Raw genomic sequence first — 23,558 nt, 5'->3', positions numbered from 1 at the left:
ATGACCCGGCCGGTTGCGCGCGCGATTCTGGTATCAGGCTAGGAGGGCCTTATAGGGAAGAGTTTTGCCGGATGTAAGCCCCTAAAATGCGGGTAGGGCAGTAGGGCAGTAGGGCAGTAGGGCAGTAGGGCAGAGGTTCGAGCGCCCTTTAAACATACTGCCCTACTGCCCTACTGCCTTATTCCCCTTATCACTATCCCCCAGCGCCAACTGGTCCGTAATCTCGAAGCGTTCGGAAACGCCGACGCGGATCATGTTCAGGCTGCCTTCGCGGGTGAAGCGGAATTCGCCGGGTGCGTCCGCACCGGCCGGCTTGCCGGCCTTGAAGCTGATGATGCGCGTGCCGCCATCGGGCCAGGTCACGGTCACGTCGGTCTTGTCGCCGGTGCGCACCACGCCTGCCTTGCAGCTGGTCATCGGCTGGCCGAGATAGCGCGCACAGGGGATGGCGTTGCCGGCACCGGGTACCGGTGTCCCCGGCGGCTGAAGCCGCGCAACGGTCTGTGCGTCGGCCGGGGGCGCCGCGTTGGCCGCGCCGAAATTCTGGACGGGACCCACTGCCGCGGGCGGCGATCCATCAACCTGTCCAGTCGTGGGGTTTCCACCGGCCAGGGCCAGGCGGTAAGCATCCTCGATCGCCACCCTGCCGATCGCGTCAGGGGAATTCAGCGGCGTTTCGGGAGCGGTCGCGCCGAGGCGCGTTGTCAGGTCGGGCAGCGGCTGAGGCGCAGGGTTCTCCGCACTGGCCGCCACCTGCGGTGTCACTTGCCGGGGATTGATAGGGTCGAGGTAGCGTGCGGGCGCCCATCCGCTCATCTTCGGGTCATCAATGTCTTCAACCTTGCACCATTTGTAGCCGCTGACGTCGCCGCAGCCGAGATTTTTCACGCTCGAACCACTCGGCAGCCGCGCCTCGATCTTGCCCATGGCCGACGCCGTGGCGCGCACGTTCAGGAGGTCATCCGGAGCGAGACCCGTCACAATCGAGACGATGGGCTCCGGCTCCTGGCCGTTGGCCGGCAACTCCGCCAGGATCAGCGGAGCGGCAATCACCGCAAGCAGCGTCGTCGGGAGTGTTACTGTGCGCCTAATCATCTGCCATGGGCGGTAGGTTCAATTGCCGAAGGCGCGGCCAGGCACGAAAGCGCCATCGCACGCCAGCCGGCTTTTATAGGCGACGAGACGGCGCTGTGTAAGCCCGAAAAGGTGCCGCGTGTTGAATCGCGACCAGGCCACTTCCGTGAACTAACAGCCGGCAAAATATTGCACATTTCATGTAAATATGCACTCTCTCAAGTAAGGTTGAGGAGGGCAATATGGTCGACCTTGAAATATTTGCGCAGGTGGAAAACATAGTTCGCCAGCGTATCAAGAAAACGCGCGCCGAGATTGAGACTTCACTTGGTCACATCGCCAACGGCAATCCGCTGGCCGCCGAACAGACCCTCTCCAGGCGCCTCGACAGGTTGCAGGTAAAGGCGTCGCTCAGCCGCACCGAAGCGGAGATGATATCGGCAGCAATTGACATGAGGTCTGCCGGGGAAAGAAAGGCCGCCGCCAAGCAGCCAGGGCCGGAGGCTATTCTCGGCCCAACGCTCGATTTCATCGGGGTCGCATTCCTCGAGCGTGGGCGCCGTGCTGCCGATGCGGTTGGCCGCGTTGCCTTTCTCAACGGCAATCCGCAAGGATCGGGTTTTCTGGTCGGGCCAAGGTTGTTCCTCACAAACAACCATGTGATTTCGTCGCCGGCGGATTCCCGGCGCTTCCAGGTCCAGTTCGATTATGAGCAGGACGGTGCGAATGCCGTGCGTACGCCGACGACGTTCCTGTTCGATCCTGAATCCTGTTTCGTGAGCGATAGCATAGAGGGTCTGGACTATACGCTGATCGGAGTCGGCGAGCGGCGTTCCGGCCCAAAGGAACTGGGGGAGTTCGGTTTTATCTCGCTGTCGGATGCGCGCGACAAGCATATGCTCGGCGAAATCGCCAACATCGTCCAGCATCCCGATGGCCGCTTCAAGGAACTGGTGTTGCGTGAAAACCGGCTGGTGGCCCGCGACGAAACGGTGCAAGTGCTGCACTATGTCGCCGACACCGAACAGGGTTCTTCCGGCTCCCCGGTCTTCAACAATGAATGGGAACCTATCGCCCTGCACCATTGGGCCGGCCCGTTCCACGAGGTGACGGGCATAGGTGGCTATGCGCTTGCGCGCGAGATCAACGAAGGCATACGGATCAGCGCCATCGTTGACGATCTGGGTGCTAGAAAGTCCAAGCTGCCGGGCTCCTCGGCATCGGCGGTTTCGCAAGTTCTGGCGATTTGGGCCGGCATGCCGCGCATGATGGACGAGACAGTTCGGCTGAACGCCGATATTCGCGAAGATGTGCCGGACAAGCCGGTGCAGCGGCCGGAACCGGATCGCAATCGGCCGGCGACGAGACACAATGCCGATGGCTCGGTCACCTGGACTTTTCCCGTCGAGATAAATGTCCGGGCGCCGCTGATCGACCGCGACGGAGGCGATGCGAGACGAAACGACGGCAAAGGCCCGGCAAGCGAACCCGGGAAGGTGGCCATCGCCGAGGCCGCGGGTTGGAAAACAGAGGATTTCGACGATCGTGGAGGGTATGAGCCCGGCTTCATACCGGGCTTTGTCCTGGCAATGCCGACGGTTGCCAATTCACCCTACCGGTTGGCCAAAAACCTTCTTGCCAAACCGGGAGAGGACCCGCACGAATTGCGCTACCATCATTTTTCGATCTTGATGAACGCCGATCGCAGGCTTGCCTTCGTCACCGCCTGCAATATCGATGGATCCCGCACCAAGGCGGTCAATCGTGAGGACAAGACGGTCATCGACAACCCGTCGCTTGTCGAATTGGGGGTGGAGTCGATTTCCGGTTCGGAAGCCAGCGATGCTTTCCGGCCCGATCGGCGCATCGACCTTGGCGAGCAGATGAACCAGGAATTCTATTCGAGCCAGAATGTCCCTGGATTTCCCGTCGCAAAATCCAAGGAACGAATCGCTCGAATGTTCCAGAAGGGCCATATTACACTTCGCGGCGACCCCGCATGGGGCGTCGATCAGGAGGCGGTCGCGGCAGAACGCGACACGTTCTTTTATACCAATGCTGCGCCGCAAGTCGGCTTCTTCAATCAAGGAAGCTCGCTTAACCATCCCGGCTCCAAAGGGAAGTTGAGATGGCGCGCGGTAGAAACCTATGTGCTGCGCAACGCCTATACGACGCGAGGCCGTGTCACGGTGTTTGCCGGGCCAGTGTTCGGCGAGGACGATCCTCCCTACCGCTTCGACAGCCATGTTCCGCTGAAGTTCTGGAAGATCGCGCTGTGGTCCGATCAAGCTGGCCTGCGCGCCATCGCGCTGCTGGCGGACCAGAAGCCGGTTTTGGAAGTGATGCCCGAAGCGTTCGGCGAGCGTGCCGAGGCATTCGATGACCCGCTTGAAATTGCCAGGGTATCGGAGTTCCTTTCGACGGTGGCCGAGATTGAAGAGCTGACCGGCCTGAACTTTGGCCAGCAGGTGCGCGACGCCGACATTCGGGCCGGTTCCGAATCCGCCCCAGCACAGACTTTCAACCCAACGCAACTGGCGCCCAAGACGTCACGGCCAAAGGCTTCGGCGACCAAGACTTCGACGTCCAAGACATCGGCGTCCAAGACTTCGGCGGCCAGCGCCCGACGTCCTGCCAAGCGATCGAAGCGATCGGCGTCTGACGACTGAAGATTGGACCGGTCGCGACTTCTGCCGCTCGAAGGCGGTCATCCGTTCAGCTAGGCATGAGCAAGCTCAGCCTGGGATGAGCAAGCTCAGCCCGGCATGAAGCCGGTGCGCAGCGCGTGAGCCCATTCGGTCCGTCCCGCCTGCTCGGCCTGGCGCGCCGCCGCCTCGTGGTCATAATCGACGGCGATGGCTTCGAAACTGTCGGGGTGCAAGTCGACGATGCCGTAGCGGGCGTGCGGGGAGCCCTGCTCGGAGACATGCGCCGGCGGCGTATCATCGTGATAGGCCGGGCAGCCGATGCTGCCCGGGTTGAAGATGACCGGACCGCCGGGAATGCGGACCAGCTCGCTGCGATGGCTGTGGCCGCAAAGCATGATGCGGCAGGCGGGATCGATCGCGCCGAGGCGCCGCTCGATTGCGACCAGCGGCGCGCGCACCAGCCGGCCGTCGACGATCGCATCAGTCAGGTATTTTTCGTCGTGGTCGGGCCGGGCATGGAAGGCGAGTATGCCGGGCGCGACTTCCAGCGTGAGGGGCAGCGCGAACAGCGCCTCGCGCTGGCCTGCGGTCAGCCGTTCCTGCGCGTAGCGGTCGGACGGCCACATGGTCTCGTCGGCGGTGTCGCGGGCAACGCGGCGGTCGTGGTTGCCGCGCACCGTCGGCAGGTCGAGCGTCTCGAGCCGCTCCATGGTCTCGCGCGGCCAGAGCGGGCCGGAAACGCAATCGCCGAGATTGACGATGAGGTCGGCGCCGCCGCGCTGCCGCAGATCATCGAGCACGGCGTCGAGCGCCAGGACATTGCCGTGGATGTCGGCGAGGACGGCAATGCGCATGGCAGGCTCCGTTAATTGGAATGGCTGGAGGGCAGGTGAAGCTAGTTTGCTCGTCTCGCGAAGCGGGCGAGAGCGGAACCCAGCTTCGGGTCGTTCAGGCGCGGACTTCGATCTCGTGGCCGCCAACCGCCGGCAACGATGCGTCGTCGCCGGCCGCGGCAATCACGCTGTCGAGCAGGCCCGGGAAGCGGCGGTCGAGATCGTCACGGCGCAGCGTGATCAGCCGGCTGGTTCCAACCGCCTCGGTGCGGGTGACGCCGGCCTCACGCAGCTTGGCCAAATGGTAGCTCAGATTGGTCTTCGAGCAGAGATCGAGGAACCGGCTGCAATTCAGCGGAACGCCCTCTTTGCTGGCGAGATAGCGCACGATGGCCAGTCGCGTCGGGTCGCCGAGCACGGCAAGCACGTTCGGCAGGCTGATCTGGTCGGCGGTGGGATGGGGCAAGGTCATGCCCAGGAATTAAGCACATTCGGAGCCGATTTCAACGCATCTCCTCTCGTGGCTAATGGACACATAGTTTCGTTCCGTCGCCCCGTCCTGACACCGGGCTGTCAGGATGGTTCGGCTATTTTGCAGCGGCTTTATTGACATCATGCCCTGTTATGTCCAATTGTTCAATAACCTTTGAACTAAGGAAATTGCCATGGATAAGCGCCTCATCTGGCTTGCGCTCGGATCGTTCACGATTTCGACCGAAGGTTTCGTCATCTCCAGCCTTTTGCCCGACATTGCAAAGGATGCCGCCATCTCCGTTCCGCTCGCCGGCACGCTGATCACCGCGTTTGCGCTCGCCTATGCGATCGGCACGCCGATCCTGGCAACGCTGACCGGCGAATGGGACCGGCGCCGCGTCATCCTGTGGACGCTGGTGTTCTTCGTGTTGGGCAACGTCGCCGCGGCGCTAAGCTCCTCCTTCGAATTGCTGTTGATCGCGCGCATCGTCATGGCGCTGTCGTCAGGCTTGTTCGCGGCGACCGCACAGGGAACGGCCGTTGCGCTTGTCGACGATCATCACCGCGCCCGCGCCATTGCCGTGGTCGTCGGCGGCACTACGGTTGCGGTCGCGGTCGGAGCACCGCTCGGCGCGCTCGTTGCAACGGTTGCCGGCTGGCGCGGCACCTTCTTTGCCATCGCCGGCCTCGGTGCGCTCGCCGGCGCGATCCTGTGGTACCGGCTGCCGCGCGGCATCGTCGGCACCAGGCTGCCGCTCCGGATGCGGCTTGCAGCGGCACTTCGCCCCGGCGTCATGCCTATCCTGGTGACGACGATCCTGGCGCTGATCGGCGCCTTCACCGTCTTTGCCTTTGTCGCGCCGCTGGCGATCGAAGGCGGCGGACTGAACCCGATCGCGCTTCCCGGAATGCTGCTCGCCTTTGGCGTTGGCGCGGTCATTGGCAATATCGGCGGCGGTCAGGCCGCCGACCGTTTCGGCGCGACGCGCACCGTCTGCTGGTCGCTGGCGCTGAGTGCCGCCATGCTGGTCACGTTTTCGCTGATCCCGATGTTCCTGCCGCGCGAGATCGCCGGGCCGGCGCTCATGGCCATGATGGTGCCGTGGGGCATCGTCGGCTGGGCATTCCCGCCGGCGCAGGCCAGCCGCATTATCAAGCTGGCGCCCGATGCCGCGCCCATCGTGCTGTCGCTGAACGCTTCGGCGCTCTATCTCGGCGTGGCACTGGGTGCCGTGGTCGGCGCCGCTGTGCTGCGCTATGGCGCACCGGCCGACCTCGGCGTGGTCGCGGCGGCGTTCCCGATCATCGGTCTGGGCGTAGTGCTGGCGGGCCATCTGGCGGCGCGTCCGGTGGCGATGCCGGCCGAGTAAGGCTTGTGGGCAAAGCTTGGCTGCCGGCCGCCGATAGTTGAAGTCGCGGCGGCGGTGCGTCAAAATCCAGCGCGGCGATTTCGTCCAGTGCCGAATTCTGGGAAGTTGCCGGAAGCGACCTCGCCGACGTTCCGCAAGAAATCGTCATGACCGCCGACGATCTGGTCGATGCAGCGCTGGTTGGCCTGGCAAAGGGTGAAGCATTCACGGCACCGGGTCTTGCCGATATTGCCGGGGGGGTGCCTTTCTTCGCGTCCGCAAGGCTTCGTCGGCAGTCTTCTGGCGGGCAAGCCGGCGGCGCGTTACGCTGCCTGACATGGCTAAAGACTGATCTTACGCTGTCCGCCACATCGGGATGATCGAGGCGGCCAGCAGCAGGCCAAGCACGGCGTTGAGCATGCGCCACTGCCGCTCGGTTCGCAGCAACCCGGCGAGCAGCGTGCCCGCCACGCACCATGCTGCCAGCGATAGGGCCGCTGCAAGGCCGAAGACCGTGCCGAGCAGCAAGGCGAGCTGCAGCGGCCCGTTGGCGAGCCCGGCAAAGGATGCCGCCGCTCCCAGCCCCATGGCCCAGCCCTTTGGGTTCATCCATTGCAGGCCGGCGCCGCCCAAAAAGCTGTTCGGCTTTGCCATGGCCACGTCCAGATTGGGCGGACCGCTGCGGCCGATCTTGAGGGAAAGCCACGTCAGATAGAGGGTACCGGCCATTTTCATTGCCAGTTGCAGCGAAGGAGCGGCGGCCAGCAGACCGGCGAGCCCGGCAGCACCTGCCGCAGCCACCGTGGCCAGGCCGGCCGCACTCCCGGCCATCAGCGGGATAGAGCGGCGAAAGCCGAACTGCGCGCCGGACGCCGTCGACAAGGTCGTGGCCATGCCGGGCGTTGAGGTTGAGACCAGCGCGAACAGGACGAGGGGAAGGACAGGTTCAAACATGCTGCTTCCTTTGAAGCCTGCACCGGTAGGCTGTTCGGCTCATCAGTAAATGCAATGTTTGCTATGACATGCATTAGCAAATATAATAGCCGGATGCCCCGCAACCTCGATACTGCCCTGGTTCGAACCTTCGTCACCGTTGCCGACAAGGCCAGCATGACGGCGGCGGCCAACGCGCTGCATTTGACGCAGGGTGCCGTCAGCCAGCAGATCAAGCGTTTGGAAGAGGTTCTCGGCTGCAGCCTGTTCGATCGCGATCGGCGCGGATTGCGATTGACCCGCTCCGGCGAGCGATTGTTCGGCAAGGGCAAGCGCCTGCTTTCCCTCAATGACGAGATCTTGGCGGAGATGGCGGGCGATGCGGTTGCCGGTCAGGTGCGGCTCGGCGTGCCGTACGACCTTGTCGGCACCTTGCTTGCGCCGGTGCTGAAGGCCTATGCCGAGGCCTATCCGCAGGTCGAGATCTCGCTTGTCTGTGCTTCGTCGCCAGAGTTGGCCGCAGCCTTGGCGACCGGCACGATAGAGCTCGCGGTGATCGAGGAGCCGATCGGTCGGTCGGCCGGCGAATGCCTTGTTGTCGACCGGCTGGTCTGGGTCGGCGCCAAAGGCGGCGCCGCCCGCAGCAAACGCCCCTTGCCGGTTTCGATGGTCGCCGAGACCTGTGCGTTCCGCCCGGTGGTGCTGGAGGCGCTTAGCGCGCATGGGCTGGAATGGCGCACCGTATTCGAAAACGGCAGCATCGACGCGACGACGGCGACAGTGCGTTCGGACTTGGCCGTCACCACCTGGTTGGCGTCGACCGTGCCTGTCGACCTCGACATTTTGGCCAACGATCCGGAGCTGCCGTCATTGCCGAATTTTTCGATCAATCTGCATTTGCCGAAGTACGACGTCGCGCCGGCTGCACTGGCATTCGCGGGCCACCTCCGCGATGGGTTGGCAGGGCGACGAGAGGCAGCTTAAAAACAGCAATAAGGACGGCCAGTGTTCAGCCATCCTTGATCGCCCCGCGGCATCTACTTCCAGTTCCTGCGCCGTTCGATCTCGGCTTCGGACGGCTGCTCCGTGGCAAATGACCCGGTCTTGATCTCGCCGGAGCGTTCATAGCTCGCCATGAGGACGCCGGTGGTCGATGCCTGCGAACGGGTCAGCTTGAAGGCCGCAGGTATCGTGCCGCTGCCGAACAGTTTTTTGCCCTTGCCCAGCACCAGCGGGAAGGTCAGCAAGCTGATCTCGTCGATCAGGTCATTGGCGAGCAAGGTCTGGATCAGCTCGCTCGATCCCTGGATGAGCAGGTCGGGGCCGTCCTCCTGCTTCATCCGGCGCAACGTCGCCGCGACATCCCTGCCGAGCGCCTGGCTGTTTTGCCAGGACAGCGAATCCGGCCTGTGCGTCGCCACATATTTGGTGACGGCGTTGAAGATGTCGGCGATCGGATCATTCTTCTGATAAGGCCAGTGGGCGGCGAAGATGTCGTAAGTCTTGCGGCCGAGAAGCAGCGCGAACGGTTTTGAAAACGTCTCGCCCATCGCGGCGCCCATCACATCGTCCCAGTAGTGAAACGTCCAGCCGCCGAATTTGAAGCCGCCGACAGGGTCCTCTTGCGGGCCGCCGGGCGCCTGCATGACGCCGTCGAGGCTGACGAATGTTGCGGCGATGATCTTCCTCATTGGAGCTCCCTTTCCCTGGTCCGTGCCGTCATGGCCGGAGTTCGAGCCAAGGACGGGCGAACGGACATTTGTCCGACAGCGGCCGGCAAATTTCTAGGACCGGGGGCAGGTGACTGCCGACCTTATCGTCTCAGCTTGGAGCCGAGAACGCTCAGCCCAAGCCAACGACCGTATCGTAGAGCAGCTTGAAGTTGAGCACCAGGATGAGCCCGGCGACCACCCAGGCCAGCACGGCAACAGCGCGCGAAATGGCGAAATTGCCCATCTTGCGCTTGTCCGAGACGAACTGCACCAGCGGTACGACAGCGAAGGGGAGCTGCATCGACAGGATTACCTGGCTGAAGACCAGCAACTGGCCGGTTCCCTTCTCGCCATAGAGCGCGGTGACCACCACCACCGGAATGATGGCGATGCCGCGCGTCAGCAGGCGGCGCGCCCATTGCGGGATGCGCAGCCGCAAGAACCCTTCCATCACGATCTGGCCGGCGAGCGTCGCCGTCACCGTCGAGTTCAGGCCGGAGGCGAGCAGCGCTACGGCAAACAGGATGGAAGCGATGCCGAGGCCAAGCAGCGGCGACAGAAGCTCGAAGGCCTGGCCGATCTCGGCAACGTCATGATGACCGGTGCCGTGGAACGCCACCGCCGACACGATCAGGATGGAAGCATTGACGAACAACGCCAGTATCAGCGCGATGGTCGAGTCGGTCGTCGCCCATTTGATGGCGTCGCGCTTGCCGCGATCGGTGCGCTCATAGGCGCGGGTCTGCACGATCGAGGAATGCAGATAGAGATTGTGCGGCATCACCGTGGCGCCGATGATGCCGATGGCGATGTAGAGCATGGCCGGATTGGTGACGATCTCGGACGACGGCACGAACATCGCATGCAGGATGGAGCCGACCGGCGGGGCGGCGGCAAAGATCTGGATGGCGAAGCAGCCGAAGATGATAATCAAAAGCGCTATGATGAAGGCCTCGAGGAAACGGAAGCCCTTGTTCATCAGCAGCAGCAGCAGGAAGGCATCAAGCGCGGTGATGATGGCGCCGCCTATCAGCGGAATGCCGAACAGCAGTTGCAAGGCGATCGCCGTGCCAATGACCTCGGCCAGGTCGCAGGCGATGATGGCCAGTTCGCAAGCGACCCAAAGCATGAAATTGACTGGTCGCGGATAATAGGCGCGGCACGCCTGCGCAAGGTCGCGGCCGGTGGCGATGCCGAGCCGGGCGGCGAGTGCCTGCAGCAGGATCGCCATCAGGTTCGACAACATGATGATGAAAAGCAGCGTGTAGCCGAATTGGGCCCCGCCGGCGAGGTCGGTCGCCCAATTGCCCGGATCCATATAGCCGACCGAAACCATGTAGCCCGGCCCCATGAAGGCGAACAGCCGGCGAAGCCAGATCCCCGAGTGCGGCACCGCGATCGTTGCGTTGACTTCGCGAAGGCTGGGCTGCTCGTCGTCCTCCGGGCGGGCAAATCGCCACATGGACCGGGGGGCTGAGGTGGCTTCGGCTTCCGACATGAAATGGCTTTCCACTGGAACGATCGATGTTGTCTCCTTATCTATGCCACGGCTGAACATTATGCAATATGCTATATTTCATTGTCTGAGCTTTTTCTTGTGGCCGCTTGGCGTGCGGCCTGAACGGCAGTGAACGCCGGTTGCGCCGGCCGCCGAATGGAAATAAACGGCCAGAACCAATAGGGTTCCGTGTTATGACCGCAATGTCGATTCAAACTGCCGGGAGGAGCGCGTATTGGCGCTGAAGAAAAGACCGGTTCCTCGCGAAAAGCCGCTGCCTGACGCAGAAATCCACTCGGAAGGCTTCAGGCAGACGCGTGAAGCGCGCCGCAGCGCGCTGGTCGAGGATTATGTCGAGCTCATCGCCGACCTGATCGAGGATGGCAACGAGGCGCGCCAGGTCGATATCGCGGCACGGCTCGGCGTCGCTCAGCCGACGGTCGCGAAAATGCTGACGCGGCTGTGCGCCGACGGGCTGGTCTCCCGGAAGCCTTATCGCGGCGTGTTCCTGACCGATGCCGGCCGCAAGGTTGCGGAAGAGAGCCGCATTCGCCACCAGACGGTCGAGGCCTTCCTGCGCTCGCTCGGGGTCAGCGCCGAGACGGCGCGCATCGACGCCGAGGGCATCGAGCATCATGTCAGCGCCGAGACGCTCGAAGCCTTTCGCAAGGCAATAATCGCCGCCCGCTGAAAAGCACGGCCAGCGTATCTCTTCGCGCGACTCGCTTCCCACGAGCAGGGTGAACGGCACAGACCTTGCGATGTCTCGGCCAGAGCAGGCAAGCGTCAGCAAGCATTGCTTGTTCGCACGAAAAATACTGTGACTTGGCGTAACCGTTGAGATAATTGTTGTCGTGTCCGATCGAACCGGGACACGGCCCGATCGGCCGGAAAATTGCATCACGGGGGTTGCCATGCTCTGGAAGGGCCGTCGTCAGAGTGACAATGTCGAGGACGAGCGCGGCCAGAGCGGCGGGCTTGGCGGCGGGCCGGGGCAGTTTCGCATCCCGATCGGCGGTCGCGCGGGCGGCGGCGGCATGTCGGGCATTATCATCGTAGGGTTGATTTTCCTGGCAGGGTGGTATTTCGGCTTCGACCCGAGTCAGATCCTCGATAACAGCGGCTTGCAGCCCGGCGGCGGTCAGATCACCGACAATAGCGGTGCGCAAGGCGGCGGCACCGGTGCGCCCGCCTCCGACGAGATGAAGCAGTTCGTGTCGACTGTGCTGGCCGAGACCGAGGACACGTGGACCGGTATTTTTCAGTCCGAGGGCCTGACCTATCAAGATCCAAAACTGGTCCTGTTCAGCGGACGGATCGGCTCTGCTTGCGGCTCTGCCTCGTCAGCGGCCGGACCATTCTACTGTCCCAACGATCGCAAAGTCTATCTCGACACCACCTTCTTCCAGCAGCTCGATCAGCAGTTCGGTGCCTCGGGCGATTTCGCACAGGCCTATGTGATCGCGCATGAGGTCGGCCACCATGTGCAGAACCTCGTCGGCATCCTGCCCAAATTCAACCAGATGCGGCAGAGCATGGGCGAAGCGGACGCCAACCACATGTCGGTGCAGGTCGAGTTGCAGGCCGACTGCTTTGCCGGCATCTGGGCGCATTTCACCGGTCAGAAAGGCATCTTGGAACAGGGCGACATGGCGGAGGCACTGAACGCCGCCAAGCAGATCGGCGACGACACGCTGCAGAAGAAGATGCAGGGCTACGTCGTGCCGGAAAGCTTCAACCACGGCACGTCGCAGCAGCGGCAGACCTGGCTGGCGCGAGGCTTCCAGAACGGCAAGCTTTCGGACTGCGACACGTTCAACAACCCGATCTGAGCCGACGGTTTTCTCGTAATCCGAGAGACTGGATCGCAGTCAGGGGATGTCAGGATGAAAGCACTCTGCCCGTTCCCTCATTGTTCCCAGCGATGTGCTCGCCTATAAGGTGTGTTCCCGTTAGCTTGGGCGGCCCGAGGAGATACCATCATGATAGACCCCAAAACCGCCAGGCGGGGCCTTGCGCTTGTTTTCACCACCCTGCTGCTCGACATCATTGGCTTCGGCATCATTATGCCGGTGCTGCCGGCCTATCTCAGGGAATTGACCGGCGTCGGCATCAGCGAGGCGGCTATCGAGGGCGGCTGGCTGTTCTTCGTCTATGCGGCGATGCAGTTCGTTTTCGCACCAGTGATGGGCGGGTTGAGCGACCGGTTCGGGCGGCGGCCTATCCTGCTTGCCTCGGTGCTGACGTTCGCTATCGACAATCTGATCTGCGCTATCGCCTGGTCCTATCCGATGCTGTTCATCGGCCGCGTGCTGGCCGGCATTTCCGGCGCCAGTTATTCCACGACATCGGCATTCATTGCCGATATCTCGACCGACGAAAATCGTGCGAAGAATTTCGGGCTGCTCGGCATTGCTTTCGGCGTCGGCTTCGTCATCGGGCCGGTTCTGGGCGGGTTGCTCGGCACGTTCGGGCCGCGTGTGCCGTTCTATTTCGCTGCCGGGCTTGCTTTCGCAAACTTTCTGATCGCGCTGTTTCTGTTGCCGGAAACACTTGATAACAAGCACCGTCGCCGCTTCGAGTGGAAACGCGCGAACCCGGTCGGCACGCTCGTCCAGATGCGCAACTACGAAGGTATCGGCTGGATCGGACTTGTCTTCTTTCTGATGACGCTGGGGCACATGATGTATCCTGCGGTCTGGTCGTTCGTCTCCAGTTATCGCTATGGCTGGAGCGAACAACAGATCGGCTTCTCGCTCGGCGCTTTCGGCCTGTGCGGGGCGATCGTCATGGCGACAGTCCTGCCGCGCGTGATCCCTAAGCTCGGCGAGTGGAAGACGGCGGTAATCGGTCTGGCATTTACCGCACTCAGCGCCTTCGGCTACGCCTTCGCGTCACAAGGCTGGATGATCTATGCAGTGATCGTCGTCGGATGTCTCGAGGCGTTGGCCGACCCGCCGCTCAGAAGCCTGGCGGCCGCCAAGGTGCCACCTTCCGCCCAGGGCGAACTCCAAGGCGCAATGACCTCGATCTTCTCGATTACGTCGATCATCACACCGCTGCTTTATACGGCGATCTTTTCCTGGTTCACGGGCCCGAACGCGCCCGTGGTTTTCGGCGGTGCCCCCTATCTGCTCGGCGCGATTTTCCTCACGCTGGCGCTCGTCGTCTTCGTCACCAGGGTGGCCAAGCCGACGCCGAAGGAAGTCAAACGCATGCACACGCAGGAAGCCGTGACGGACGGGGCTTGATCGGCGCCGGGAGCCCGGCCGGCGCCGTCAATCAAATCCGTTTTTACGCAATGCGCTAAACACGCTCGGCCAGTGCCGGCTCGCCGCGCTTTTCGCGGATGAGATTGACGAAGCGGCGAAACAGATAGTGCGAATCCTGCGGGCCGGGCGAGGCTTCGGGATGATGCTGGACCGAGAAGACCGGCCTGCCGGTGAGCGCAATGCCGCAATTCGAACCGTCGAACAGCGAGACATGGGTTTCCTCGACGCCGCTCGGCAATGAGTCGGCGTCGACGGCAAAGCCATGGTTCATCGAGACGATCTCGACCTTGCCGGTGGTGTGGTCCTTGACGGGATGATTGGCGCCGTGGTGGCCCTGATGCATTTTTGCGGTCTTGCCGCCCAGCGCCAGCGCCAGCATCTGGTGGCCGAGGCAGATGCCGAAAAGCGGGATTTCGGTCTTCAACAGATCCTGGATAACCGGAACGGCGTAGTCGCCGGTGGCTTCCGGATCGCCAGGGCCGTTGGATAGAAAAATGCCGTCCGGCCGCATCGCCAGGATCTCCTCGGCGCCGGTTTTTGCCGGCACCACAGTGACCTTGGCGCCGAGGCCGGCCAGCAGGCGCAATATGTTGCGCTTGACGCCGTAGTCGACGGCAACGACGTGCATCGACGGATCAGCCTGTTCGCCAAAGCCCTCGTTCCAGACCCAAGGCGTCTCGCGCCAGACTGATGACTGGCCGGAGGTCACCTCCTTGGCGAGATCAAGCCCGATAAGCCCTGACCATGCGGCGGCGCGGCGCTTGAGGTCATCGATGTCGAAGATACCGTCGGGCGCGTGCGCGATGACGGCATTGGGCATGCCCTTTTCGCGGATCAGCGCGGTCAGCGCCCGCGTGTCGATGCCTGAAAGTGCGACGATGCCGCGCTTCTTCAGCCACTGGTCGAGACCGGTTCCGGCCCGGTAATTCGACGGGTTGGTGACATCGGCCTTGAACACGGCGCCGACGGCGCCGGCGCGGGCCAGCGGGTTGAGGTCTTCGGTGTCTTCGTCATTGGTGCCGATATTGCCGATATGCGGAAAGGTGAAAGTGACGATCTGGCCGGCATAGGATGGATCGGTGAGTATCTCCTGGTAGCCGGTCAGCGCGGTGTTGAAGCAGACCTCGGCGACGGCGGAGCCGGCGGCGCCCAGACCACGGCCCTCTATGACAGTGCCGTCGGCCAGCACCAGCAGGGCTGTCGGCCTCTCGCTGGCCCAAGGGGGGGTCGACGCGGCTGTCATCGTAGCCATGGCGGCACTCCTAAAGGTTGCGCCCTCAGTCGGCGCAACAAAAGGCGCGAAGCGGCGATCTTACAGCCTCGGCGCGCTAGGTTTTCATTTGTGCCTGTCGTTGCCCAAAACCGCTGCGCATTTTTGGGCGACGTGCACTAGAATTCAATTTCATGCAAGGCCCAGTACATAGGGGAAGGCGCCAAGGCGGTCAATGATGCCGCGCCGTGCGAGCCTAGATTTATTTCGTCGAATAATATCAGCGGTTTGCCGGACGCTATCGAGTTTGCCTTGAGCTATCGGCACGACTATTGTCCGCCGCATTCGAAGGAGAAAGCACCATGCGAGGCAAAATCGCCGAATCCCTGAAGAGCGCGATGAAGTCGCAGGACAAGCGCCGGCTGCCGACATTGCGGCTGATCCAGGCGGCCATCCATGATCGCGACATCGCCAATCGCGGCGCCGGCAAGGAGCCGGCGAGCGATGACGAGATCCTGCAGATCCTGGCCAAGATGGTGAAGCAGCGCGAAGAATCGGCCAAGGCGTTCGATGACGGCAAGCGGCCGGAGCTTGCAGCGCAGGAGCGCGACGAGATGGCCATCATCCGCGACTTCCTGCCGACGCAGCTGGGCCAGGCCGAGACGGAAAGCGCCGTCCGTTCCGCCATCGCCGAGACTGGTGCCAGCGGCGTCAAGGACATGGGCAAGGTGATGGCGGCGCTCAAGGAAAAATACGCCGGCCAGATGGATTTCTCCAAGGCGAGCGGCATCGTCAAGAGCCTGCTGCAGTAAGCCGCCGAAGGCCCTTGCCGTCGCGCCCGCAATCCGGCAGCCAAAAGCTCGCGCCCGTGATCGAACTCGTCAAACCGGCGTTTGAACACCTGCCGTCCTACAAGGCGGCCCTCGAGCGCGGCTGGTCGCCGGACAATGTGCGGCTGCTCGACGCGACGCGCGAGCAGCTTGCGGCTATCGAAAAGGATCCAGCGACTTTCCTTGGCGATCTCGACGATTCCGATGGCAAGGGACCGCCGATCACCTTGCCCGACGGTTCGACGGTGCCGCGGCTGCCCGGATTCCGGCGCTGGATCTGGGACGGGGAAGTCGCAGGCTCAATCGGCCTGCGCTGGCAGCACGGCACCGCGTCGCTGCCGTCGCATGTGCTCGGCCACATCGGCTATGCGGTGGTGCCGTGGAAACGGGGACGCGGCTATGCGACCGAGGCGCTGCGGCTGATGCTGGTGGAGGCGAGGGCGGTTGGCCTGCCCTTCGTCGAAATCACCTGCAAGCCTCACAATGTGCCCTCGCAGAAGGTCGTTCTGGCCAATGGCGGCCGGCTGGTCGGGCGTTTCTTCGAGGACGCCGCCTATGGCGGCGCGGAAAGCCTGCGCTACCGGATCGATCTGTAGCCCTATTCGGCGGCAGCCGGCAGCGGCGGCGCAGCCCGGCTTCGCCATTCCCAGACATGCGAGGCAAGCGCAACCGCGACGGCGACCAGCATGGCGATCGCGCCAACCACCGGCAGGCTGCGATAGCCATAGCCGGCATTGAGCATCGCCGCGCCGAGCGATGCGGCGAGCGCGATGCCGACATTGAAGCCCGACGGGATGAGCGACGAGGCAAGGTTGGAGGCGTCCGCGGTCCAGGTCAGGATGCGGGTCTGGATCGGCGTGCCGATGGCAAAGTTGAGGCCGCCCCAGACGAAGATCGCTATCACCATCGGCAGCGGGTAAGGGCCGACAGCGTAGATCAAGGCGAGCATTGCCGCCTGTAGGAAAAGCATGGCGATAAGCGACGGCATCAGCTTCCAGTCGGCGAGCCGCCCGCCGACAAAGACGCCGATCGTTGCGCCGACCCCGTTGAGCAAGAGCACCCAAGGTATCCATTTCTCGTCGAGGCCGGTGACCTCAAGCAGCGTCGGCGTGATGTAGGTGAACAGGCCGAACTGGCCGATCATCAGCATCAGCATAATAATGAGCGAGGTCCAGACCTGCTGGCGTGCGAGCACACGGACCTCGCTTCCAAGGCTCGCCGACGGGCTCGACGATCCCGTCTTGCGCGGCAGCAGGGCGCCGACTGCCGTGAAGGCCACCACACCGAGCGCGCACATCACCCAGAATGTCGCACGCCATCCCCAGATGTTGCCGATTGCCGTGCCGGCCGGAACGCCGATTACGTTCGATACGGTGAGGCCGGACAGGATCAGCGCCACCGCCATGCCGCGCTGGTCTTCGCGCACGAGGCCGACGGCCACCACCATGGCAACGCCGAAATAGGCGCCATGCGCGACGGCCACCGCTATCCGCAACAGCAGCATCGAGGCGAAGTCGGGCGCCAGCGCACAGGCGGCCTGGCCGATGGTGAAGGCTGCAGTCAGTCCAAGCAGCAGGGCCTTGCGGGAGAAGCTTTTGGTGGCGAGCGCCAGCAGCGGGCCGCCGACTGCAATGCCGCCGGCATAGCCGGAAACGAGATAGCCGGCGGTCGGGATCGCGACACCAAGGCCCTCCGCCACCTGCGGCAGCACGCCGGCGATGACGAATTCGGTAGTGCCGAAGGCGAAGGCGGCAATGAACAGGGCAATGAGGGGGAGCATGGCGGAAAGGCGATCCTCAGATAAGGTCGCCTCAAACCACGGATGAGGGCAGCGGGCAATCCAGAAATTGTCGACGCCGCTTTAGCTTTTCTTGATCGCCGGTCAGGCGTCCGCGCGGAGGCAAGAGCTAGGCGGCTGCCTTCCTCCCGTAAGGAATTTTCAGCCACGCACGTTCGTGAAAATAGTAGAGCAGCGACTTGGTGACGACCTCGGTCAGGCCGATGGCAGCGGCGAGCTTAATGCTTCCGGTCACGACGAGCGAAATGATCATCGTATCGATGGTGCCGGTGATGCGCCAGGAAAGCGCTTTGGCGAAGCTGCGAGAATGGGTGTCCATCGACTTTCCTTCCGGTAGATGCGGCGATCTTTAGCCGACAGACAGGAGGTGGCGCAAAGATAATTTCTGCGCATTGGCCCACAGCAATTTTCATAGGCGATGTTGTGAAGCTTCCCGGCCTGTGGATGCAATCTATCCGGCCTTCAGCCGCGAACCGGTGAGCAGGCCACGTTCTTCAAGAACGGGATAGGCCATCGAGGCGAGCAGCGAGTTGATCTGCTTGAGGTCGCGAATGGTGTCGAGATGGATGGAACTGGTCTCGACACTCTTGGCGGTGCCGTCGCGCAGCCGCACGAAATGGCTCTGGCTGGTTTCCTTCTCGCGGTCGCGCAGCCGGTCCTTTTCCAGCACCAACTGGCGAGCGGTCTCCGGATCGCGGGACACCAGCACGTTGAAGGCAAGCCTGGCATTGGCAAGCACCAAGGCATGGAAGGCGCAAAGCTCACGCCAGCCTTCCGGCGTGAACTCCAGCCCACGCTCGAATTTCTTCTTCACGTGGACCAGCATGTTGCGCACGATGATGTCGCCGACCTGCTCCAGCTTGACGCAGGCGCCGATCAGTTCCTGGCAACGCAGCGCCTCGTCCTCGCTCAGCGGGTTCTTGGTGACCCTGGCCAGATAGAGCTTGATCGCAGCGTGCTTCCTGTCGACACGGTCGTCGAGTGCGGCCAGCGCGCCGATCTTGTCGGCATCGGCGCTCTCATAGAGCTCGATGATCCGTTTCAGCATGATCTCGACCGTTTCGCAGACCCGCACCACCTCGCGGGTGGCGTTGGCCAATGCCTGGCTCGGCACGTCGAGCGCACTTTCGTTGAGCGCCGAAAGCTCGACGACGTCGAGCGCGTTGGCGGCCTGGGGCTTGGTGCCCAACGCCACGATCCTTTCCGAGGCGCGATAGACCAGGCTCGCCAGCGGTAGGCCGGCGATCAGGATCAGGATGTTGAAGACAATGTGGGCATTGACGATCTGCTCGGGCACCGTGTTGCCCAAGAAGGCGACCGGCGGTTTGAACGTCAGGAACAGGATCAGCATGATCAGCGAACCCATGCCGCGCATCAGGAGATTGCCGATCGGCACGATACGAACGCCGGGTTCTGCGTTGCGGGTTAGAAGCGGCGCGATGATCGAAGAGCCGAGATTGACACCCAGCACCAGCACGATACCGAGTTCGGGCGGGATGAAGCCGCGGCCGGCCAGCGTCACCATCAGCAGCACCGCGGCGATCGAGGAATGGAACAGCCAGGTGACCAACGCCGCCAGAAGATAGGCGGTAACCGGATCGCCGGAGAAGTAATCGACGATGAGCGGCATCAGCGTGCTCTGGCGCAGCGGCTCCGACGCCTGGCCGATCATCTCCAGCGACAGAAGCAGCAGGCCGATGCCGACCAGGATGCGGCCGAACTGGCGCCAGTCGCGCCGCTCGGTGGCCATGAACATGACGGTGCCGGCGACCAGGCAGATCGGCACCAGCAGCGACAGATCGAAGGTGAGCAGCTTGACCACGAGTGCCGAGCCGATCTCGGCGCCGCGCACCGCAAGCTGGCCCGACATGCCGCTGACAATACCGGAGCCGGCGAACGAGCCGACCAGCAAGGTGACGGCGGTCGAGCTTTGCAGCGCGACAGCCAGGCCGCAGCCGGCCAGAACCGCCATGAACGGATTGCGCATTGTGGCGCGCAGTTTGTGGCGCAGCACATCGCCATAGGCGCGCTCGACGCCGGTCTTCACCAGACGGGTGGCAAACAGCATCAGTGCGACCGCACCGGCCAGGTGCAGCAAGACGACCGAGCCACTCATGCCAGGCCCCGCAACGCGACAGGTGCCAGCGACGCGGGCGCGGTGAAGTCAAAGAGGCAAAAGTGGGCGCGAATCGTGGACATTGCAGAGGTTGATATTACTCCGATTTATTTTAGCCGAATAATAAATTTTGCCCGGTTCGGACGCGTGTTGCCACGCGACGGGGCGTGTCGGAAATGGATGGCTGACAAAATGGTTGCATAGCCTGCGGAGTTGCGGCGGGTCATGCGTCCATTCTCGGGCGCCCGCTTTAAAGGTAGCGCTGAATTAGTCGTTCTAAATGTAAGAAATCATTACGAAAACGTAATCTCGGTGTTCAGTTTCGGTTCATCCTTCCGGCTCTATTCCGTAGGCATCGACAACCAAGGAGTACCCGCCATGAAACGCATCGTTCTTTCCGCCATTGCCTTCTCGATGCTGGCTGCAACCACCTGGCAGGGCCAGGCCGCACCTCTGAACACACCAAACGCGCCGCAGTCGAACTACAGCCAGGTCGACTGGCAGAAGCCTGGCAGGCATGTCGACGTGAACAAGCATGTCGACGTGAACAAGCGCGTCCTAGTGAAGAAGAAGATCGTTGTGAAGCGCAGCCATTGGCGCAACGGCCAGAGATATTCCAGCTGGAAGCGTCACCAGCCGATCCGCGACTATCGCCACTATGGCCTGCGCCGTCCGGGTCCCGGGCAGGAATGGATCCGGGTTGGCAATGACTATCTGCTGGTCAGCGTTCTTTCCGGCTTGATCTTCGGCGCCATCGCCACGCAGTGACCGCGGAACGTCTGACCGGCACGGCGCTGGTCAATGAAAGAGAGGCGGCCCGCCAAGGCCGCCTTTTTTCATTGGTCCATCTTGATCCTAATTCAGCGCGGCCGAAAGTTTCACGGTTCCGCTGAAATACTTCGCCGAATCGGAGCCGATGCCGCCATAGCTGGTGGAGAGGCCGAGACGCATGCCGCCCGGCATGCGGGTATCGACGCCGGCTCCGACGCGGCCATGGAAATTGTCGGCGCCGCTTTCGGTCGCTGTGTCGCTTATGTCGAAGACGCCGTCGAGCCGCAGGTTAAAGTCGAGGGTAACGTCGTCATCCGTGACATGGCGATAGGAAACGCCGGGGCCGAAGGCGATCTGGCCGAGGCCGGCGGTGACGGAGGGAATGGGGACGTTCAGGCCGTCGACATAGGCTCCCGATTTTTCCTCGAAATAGGAGAAGCGCGCCCGCGGCGAGAAGGTCCAGGCGTCATATTGCCATTCCCCTTGCAGCGTGGCGCTGACCAGCCAACGGCTGGCGTCGAAGCCGTCGGTGTAGGTATCCATGGGGCTGACGCTGTTCGAGGATGTTCCAGCTCCGGCGAGCAAATCGAAATACAGATTGTCCGTCAGCCGAGCGGTCAAATAAGGCCCGGCGATCCAGCCGGTGCCCTCGGCGGTTCCGCCGCCGCTGCCGGTGAAGCCGTCGGTACGATCGATCTGGACGAAGGCGCCAACAAGCAGATTGCGGCTGACCAGATAGTCGGCGCCGAAGGTTGCGAGGGCGAATTTGCCGTCTTGGTCATTGATGTCGAAGCGGCTGTAAGTGCCTTCGAACCAGATGTCGAACAGGCTGTTGGCATCTTCCCCGCCAAGCCGCCGCATGGAGGCAAGGCTTGCGCTGACATTGACCGAGTTGGTGTCGGCCATGCCGGGCAGGTACGCGAGCAGGGTGGCCACTGGGCTGCCGCCGCCGGCGACGCCGTCGAGCCGGTCGATGCGGCGCTGGATGTCGGGCTGGTTCTCCAGGATGAGGCTGGCGCGTGTCTCCATGAATTCCTTGATGAGCGCCGTGGTATTTTCGCGTGAATTGGTGCTGGCGAACGTGCAGACGACGCTTTCGCCGGGCGCCATGTTGATCACAGCCGCGGTTCGCCACATTGCCGACGGAATCGCCATCGTTGCAACTGATCGAGGTCAAGGCGAAGCCGGCGGCGGTCATGTCGGCGGCGGTGATGCTGTAGGAGCCGGTCGGCAGCGAAACGGCCGGTCCGTCGCCGGAGCCGCTGCTGGTGGCGATGGTGAAGTTGAGGCCGGGCGCCGGCGAGGAGAAGCCGAAGGAGCCGTCGCCGCTGTCGGTGGTCTGGCGGATGGTGATGGAGCCCAGGGCGTGGACTTCCTGGGCGAGCGCGCTGGAGGTGCTTGTCGCGTTGTTCGCGTCGCCATTGTAGGTCGCGACGACCTGACGGGTGCCGACCGGGAGGGCGGACGTCGTCAGGGCGGCGGTACCGCCGGCGAGCGCGACCGTAGCGGCGGGCGAGCCGTCGACACTGAAGGTGACCGTTCCGGCCGGCGGCGGGTTGCCGGGAGCCGAAACCGTTGCCGTGAAAGTGACCTGATCGCCCTGATTGGAAGGGTTGAGGCTGGAAACGACCAAGGTGGTGGTGCCAAGCTTGTCGATGGTCACCGAATAGGCCTTGGAACCGGATTTCCCATTCTGATCGGTTGCAACTGCGGTGAAGTCGAATGTGCCGGTATTGGTCGGGGTACCGGAGAGCAGACCGGTCGCGTCGAAGCTGATGCCCGACGGGAGGGTTCCGGACGTCAGCGCGAAAGTATAAGGCACCGCGCCGCCGCTGGCCGCAAGCTGTTGCGAATAGGCCTGGTTGTATATGGGGTTTGGCAAGGATGCCGGCGTCAGCTCGACGGTCGGCTCGGCAATGATCAGCGTGTAGGATTTCGAACCGATGAAACCGTTTGCGTCGGTTGCCGCCACGACCAGGTTGAACGTGCCGGTATTAGTCGGGGTTCCGGAGAGCAGACCGGCCGCGTCGAAGCTGATGCCCGACGGGAGGGTTCCGGACGTCAGCGCGAAAGTGTAGGGCGTCATACCGCCGCTGGCCGTCAGCTGCTGCGAATAGGCCTGGTTGTAGACCGGACTGGGCAATGACGGCGGCGAGACCGTGATCACGGGCGGTGTAAAGGTGACCGTGTTGTCGGTGCTGGTCGAGGCTTCGTTCGCATCGACGGCGGCGTTGGTTGCCACGCCGGCCGGTATTGTGGCCACGACGGACCCTGAACCCGTCATGCCGCTGACCGCGACGCTGAAAGTGCTGCCGGAGCCCGTAACGACAGCGATGGTGGCGCCGGCGGCGCCGGAAAGCACAACGTCGCTGCCGCTGAAGCCGGTCACCGGCTCGCTGAAGACCACGTCGAAGAGGATTGGTGACGAACCGGTCGGATCGCTCTGGCCGGCAGCCTGGTTGACGGTCACTGTCAGCGGCGGTGGTGGCGGCAGATTGTAGGTGACGGTATTGTCGGTGCTGGTCGAGGGCTCGTTCGGATCGACGCTGGCGTTGGTTGCCACGCCGGCCGGTATTGTGGCCACGACGGACCCTGAACCCGTCATGCCGCTGACCAAAACGCTGTAGGAGCTGCCGGAGCCGGTAACGGACGCGGTGGTGGCGCCGGCAGTGCCGGAAAGCACCACGTCGCTGCCATTGAAGCCGGTCACCGGCTCGCTGAAGACCACGTCGAACCGAATTGGTGAGGAACCGGTCGGATCGCTCTGGCCGGCAGCCTGGTTGATGGTCACCGTCGGCAGCGCGAACGCCGCGGTCGGCACGAGCACGAACACGAGAATGGCGGCGAGGGCGCGCCTCAGCGTTGCGAACAAAAGCAGAAAAATCGACGACAACAGAAAGGAAAGTGCGGACAACGGCAAACGCCGCAGCCGCATGGTGACATGCGCATCCAGAGCTACGGTCACCCCGTCCCCCAAAATCCCCCGACCGGCGGGCCTGCTCTCTACGGGCGCTGAATTCCGGACGAGTCGCCTTTGCTT

The 23,558-nt window shown here is 63.0% G+C and carries 22 protein-coding genes; 10 read left to right on the top strand and 12 right to left on the bottom strand.

The genetic code is table 11. The annotated features are described in order from the left end of the window. Positions 1–162: 162 nt before the first annotated feature. Positions 163–1,053 carry an SH3 domain-containing protein gene (locus NKH49_RS28925; RefSeq protein WP_352928965.1) on the bottom strand — a complete coding sequence of 297 codons (891 nt, stop codon included), beginning with the start codon at positions 1,051–1,053 and terminating at the stop codon, positions 163–165. A 263-nt stretch (positions 1,054–1,316) separates the two neighbouring features. Here NKH49_RS28925 and NKH49_RS28920 point away from each other — a divergent pair, with 263 nt between their 5' ends. After that, positions 1,317–3,743 (top strand): DNA/RNA non-specific endonuclease, encoded by a 2,427-nt coding sequence (locus NKH49_RS28920; protein WP_352928963.1) that lies wholly within the window; start codon positions 1,317–1,319, stop codon positions 3,741–3,743. Between the two features lie 86 nt (positions 3,744–3,829). Here NKH49_RS28920 and NKH49_RS28915 read toward each other — a convergent pair whose 3' ends face one another. Together NKH49_RS28915 and NKH49_RS28910 are read right to left on the bottom strand one after the other, a co-directional pair. Then, positions 3,830–4,576, bottom strand: a complete 747-nt coding sequence (locus tag NKH49_RS28915) for a metallophosphoesterase family protein (RefSeq protein WP_352928961.1) — start codon at positions 4,574–4,576, stop codon at positions 3,830–3,832. Positions 4,577–4,670: 94 nt separating this feature from the next. After that, entirely contained in the window at positions 4,671–5,027 is a 357-nt protein-coding gene (locus NKH49_RS28910) for an ArsR/SmtB family transcription factor (RefSeq protein ID WP_023719360.1), read from the bottom strand. A gap of 193 nt (positions 5,028–5,220) precedes the next feature. Here NKH49_RS28910 and NKH49_RS28905 point away from each other — a divergent pair, with 193 nt between their 5' ends. Both NKH49_RS28905 and NKH49_RS28900 read left to right on the top strand, forming a co-directional pair. After that, the gene (locus tag NKH49_RS28905) at positions 5,221–6,399 is read left to right on the top strand and encodes an MFS transporter (RefSeq protein ID WP_254820339.1); all 1,179 of its coding nucleotides are present in this window, start codon (positions 5,221–5,223) and stop codon (positions 6,397–6,399) included. A 146-nt stretch (positions 6,400–6,545) separates the two neighbouring features. After that, positions 6,546–6,758: a hypothetical protein gene (locus NKH49_RS28900; protein WP_352774821.1), complete on the top strand. Its 213-nt coding sequence runs from the start codon at positions 6,546–6,548 to the stop codon at positions 6,756–6,758. Here the strand turns inward: NKH49_RS28900 and NKH49_RS28895 are convergent. Next, complete coding sequence (locus NKH49_RS28895) at positions 6,733–7,332, bottom strand: LysE family translocator (protein ID WP_352541090.1); 600 nt, start codon at positions 7,330–7,332, stop codon at positions 6,733–6,735. The two genes, NKH49_RS28900 and NKH49_RS28895, sit on opposite strands and share 26 nt — an antisense overlap. Before the next feature lie 93 nt (positions 7,333–7,425). Between NKH49_RS28895 and NKH49_RS28890 the strand changes: the two genes are divergently transcribed. Continuing rightward, a complete protein-coding gene (locus tag NKH49_RS28890) occupies positions 7,426–8,295 on the top strand; it encodes a LysR family transcriptional regulator (protein ID WP_352928959.1) in 870 nt (289 codons plus the stop codon). A 53-nt stretch (positions 8,296–8,348) separates the two neighbouring features. On the opposite strand, the gene NKH49_RS28885 is transcribed toward NKH49_RS28890, so the two are convergent. Both NKH49_RS28885 and NKH49_RS28880 read right to left on the bottom strand, forming a co-directional pair. After that, positions 8,349–9,002, bottom strand: a complete 654-nt coding sequence (locus tag NKH49_RS28885) for a dihydrofolate reductase family protein (protein WP_352928957.1) — start codon at positions 9,000–9,002, stop codon at positions 8,349–8,351. 151 nt (positions 9,003–9,153) lie between these two features. Beyond that, a complete protein-coding gene (locus tag NKH49_RS28880; RefSeq protein WP_352450711.1) occupies positions 9,154–10,521 on the bottom strand; it encodes an Nramp family divalent metal transporter in 1,368 nt (455 codons plus the stop codon). 235 nt (positions 10,522–10,756) lie between these two features. Between NKH49_RS28880 and mntR the strand changes: the two genes are divergently transcribed. From mntR to NKH49_RS28865, 3 genes are all read left to right on the top strand, one after another. Further along, positions 10,757–11,212, top strand: coding sequence for a manganese-binding transcriptional regulator MntR (mntR, locus tag NKH49_RS28875; RefSeq protein WP_023678308.1), 456 nt, complete (start codon positions 10,757–10,759; stop codon positions 11,210–11,212). Positions 11,213–11,435: 223 nt separating this feature from the next. Beyond that, on the top strand, positions 11,436–12,353 hold the full coding sequence (ypfJ, locus tag NKH49_RS28870) for a KPN_02809 family neutral zinc metallopeptidase (RefSeq protein ID WP_352473939.1): 918 nt from the start codon (positions 11,436–11,438) through the stop codon (positions 12,351–12,353). A gap of 150 nt (positions 12,354–12,503) precedes the next feature. Further along, positions 12,504–13,772: a TCR/Tet family MFS transporter gene (locus NKH49_RS28865; protein ID WP_352683610.1), complete on the top strand. Its 1,269-nt coding sequence runs from the start codon at positions 12,504–12,506 to the stop codon at positions 13,770–13,772. A gap of 55 nt (positions 13,773–13,827) precedes the next feature. Here the strand turns inward: NKH49_RS28865 and carA are convergent, their stop codons facing one another. Continuing rightward, positions 13,828–15,045 (bottom strand): glutamine-hydrolyzing carbamoyl-phosphate synthase small subunit, encoded by a 1,218-nt coding sequence (carA, locus tag NKH49_RS28860; RefSeq protein ID WP_352541094.1) that lies wholly within the window; start codon positions 15,043–15,045, stop codon positions 13,828–13,830. A 320-nt stretch (positions 15,046–15,365) separates the two neighbouring features. Between carA and NKH49_RS28855 the strand changes: the two genes are divergently transcribed. Both NKH49_RS28855 and NKH49_RS28850 read left to right on the top strand, forming a co-directional pair. After that, positions 15,366–15,815, top strand: a complete 450-nt coding sequence (locus NKH49_RS28855; RefSeq protein ID WP_292658734.1) for a GatB/YqeY domain-containing protein — start codon at positions 15,366–15,368, stop codon at positions 15,813–15,815. 56 nt (positions 15,816–15,871) lie between these two features. Beyond that, entirely contained in the window at positions 15,872–16,429 is a 558-nt protein-coding gene (locus NKH49_RS28850) for a GNAT family N-acetyltransferase (RefSeq protein ID WP_352473942.1), read from the top strand. 2 nt (positions 16,430–16,431) lie between these two features. Here the strand turns inward: NKH49_RS28850 and NKH49_RS28845 are convergent, their stop codons facing one another. The 3 genes from NKH49_RS28845 to NKH49_RS28835 all read right to left on the bottom strand — a co-directional run bounded on the left by NKH49_RS28845 (position 16,432) and on the right by NKH49_RS28835 (position 19,747). Continuing rightward, the gene (locus NKH49_RS28845) at positions 16,432–17,613 is read right to left on the bottom strand and encodes an MFS transporter (protein WP_352473943.1); all 1,182 of its coding nucleotides are present in this window, start codon (positions 17,611–17,613) and stop codon (positions 16,432–16,434) included. 127 nt (positions 17,614–17,740) lie between these two features. Then, entirely contained in the window at positions 17,741–17,950 is a 210-nt protein-coding gene (locus tag NKH49_RS28840; RefSeq protein WP_352473945.1) for a DUF2061 domain-containing protein, read from the bottom strand. A gap of 132 nt (positions 17,951–18,082) precedes the next feature. Then, a complete protein-coding gene (locus NKH49_RS28835; RefSeq protein ID WP_352473946.1) occupies positions 18,083–19,747 on the bottom strand; it encodes a Na/Pi cotransporter family protein in 1,665 nt (554 codons plus the stop codon). A gap of 378 nt (positions 19,748–20,125) precedes the next feature. On the opposite strand from NKH49_RS28835, the gene NKH49_RS28830 reads away from it, so the two are divergent. Then, positions 20,126–20,515: an RcnB family protein gene (locus NKH49_RS28830; RefSeq protein ID WP_352473947.1), complete on the top strand. Its 390-nt coding sequence runs from the start codon at positions 20,126–20,128 to the stop codon at positions 20,513–20,515. 87 nt (positions 20,516–20,602) lie between these two features. Here NKH49_RS28830 and NKH49_RS28825 read toward each other — a convergent pair whose 3' ends face one another. Continuing rightward, complete coding sequence (locus NKH49_RS28825) at positions 20,603–21,379, bottom strand: autotransporter outer membrane beta-barrel domain-containing protein (RefSeq protein ID WP_352928973.1); 777 nt, start codon at positions 21,377–21,379, stop codon at positions 20,603–20,605. Next, a complete protein-coding gene (locus NKH49_RS28820; protein WP_352928955.1) occupies positions 21,297–23,483 on the bottom strand; it encodes a putative Ig domain-containing protein in 2,187 nt (728 codons plus the stop codon). The genes NKH49_RS28825 and NKH49_RS28820 overlap by 83 nt, the downstream gene beginning before the upstream one ends. Positions 23,484–23,558 lie beyond the last annotated feature (75 nt).

Source organism: Mesorhizobium sp. M1088 (assembly GCF_040318575.1).
Classification (GTDB): domain Bacteria; phylum Pseudomonadota; class Alphaproteobacteria; order Rhizobiales; family Rhizobiaceae; genus Mesorhizobium.
This window is presented reverse-complemented; position numbering and strand designations above follow the sequence as displayed.

Coding starts and splice junctions, on each gene's coding strand:
- NKH49_RS28920 (WP_352928963.1), top strand. CDS start 1,317: ATGGTCGACCTTGAAATATTTGCGCAGGTGGAAAACATAGTTCGCCAG.
- NKH49_RS28915 (WP_352928961.1), bottom strand. CDS start 4,576: ATGCGCATTGCCGTCCTCGCCGACATCCACGGCAATGTCCTGGCGCTC.
- NKH49_RS28910 (WP_023719360.1), bottom strand. CDS start 5,027: ATGACCTTGCCCCATCCCACCGCCGACCAGATCAGCCTGCCGAACGTG.
- NKH49_RS28905 (WP_254820339.1), top strand. CDS start 5,221: ATGGATAAGCGCCTCATCTGGCTTGCGCTCGGATCGTTCACGATTTCG.
- NKH49_RS28900 (WP_352774821.1), top strand. CDS start 6,546: ATGACCGCCGACGATCTGGTCGATGCAGCGCTGGTTGGCCTGGCAAAG.
- NKH49_RS28895 (WP_352541090.1), bottom strand. CDS start 7,332: ATGTTTGAACCTGTCCTTCCCCTCGTCCTGTTCGCGCTGGTCTCAACC.
- NKH49_RS28890 (WP_352928959.1), top strand. CDS start 7,426: ATGCCCCGCAACCTCGATACTGCCCTGGTTCGAACCTTCGTCACCGTT.
- NKH49_RS28885 (WP_352928957.1), bottom strand. CDS start 9,002: ATGAGGAAGATCATCGCCGCAACATTCGTCAGCCTCGACGGCGTCATG.
- NKH49_RS28880 (WP_352450711.1), bottom strand. CDS start 10,521: ATGTCGGAAGCCGAAGCCACCTCAGCCCCCCGGTCCATGTGGCGATTT.
- ypfJ (WP_352473939.1), top strand. CDS start 11,436: ATGCTCTGGAAGGGCCGTCGTCAGAGTGACAATGTCGAGGACGAGCGC.
- NKH49_RS28865 (WP_352683610.1), top strand. CDS start 12,504: ATGATAGACCCCAAAACCGCCAGGCGGGGCCTTGCGCTTGTTTTCACC.
- carA (WP_352541094.1), bottom strand. CDS start 15,045: ATGGCTACGATGACAGCCGCGTCGACCCCCCCTTGGGCCAGCGAGAGG.
- NKH49_RS28855 (WP_292658734.1), top strand. CDS start 15,366: ATGCGAGGCAAAATCGCCGAATCCCTGAAGAGCGCGATGAAGTCGCAG.
- NKH49_RS28845 (WP_352473943.1), bottom strand. CDS start 17,613: ATGCTCCCCCTCATTGCCCTGTTCATTGCCGCCTTCGCCTTCGGCACT.
- NKH49_RS28840 (WP_352473945.1), bottom strand. CDS start 17,950: ATGGACACCCATTCTCGCAGCTTCGCCAAAGCGCTTTCCTGGCGCATC.
- NKH49_RS28835 (WP_352473946.1), bottom strand. CDS start 19,747: ATGAGTGGCTCGGTCGTCTTGCTGCACCTGGCCGGTGCGGTCGCACTG.
- NKH49_RS28830 (WP_352473947.1), top strand. CDS start 20,126: ATGAAACGCATCGTTCTTTCCGCCATTGCCTTCTCGATGCTGGCTGCA.
- NKH49_RS28825 (WP_352928973.1), bottom strand. CDS start 21,379: ATGCGGCGGCTTGGCGGGGAAGATGCCAACAGCCTGTTCGACATCTGG.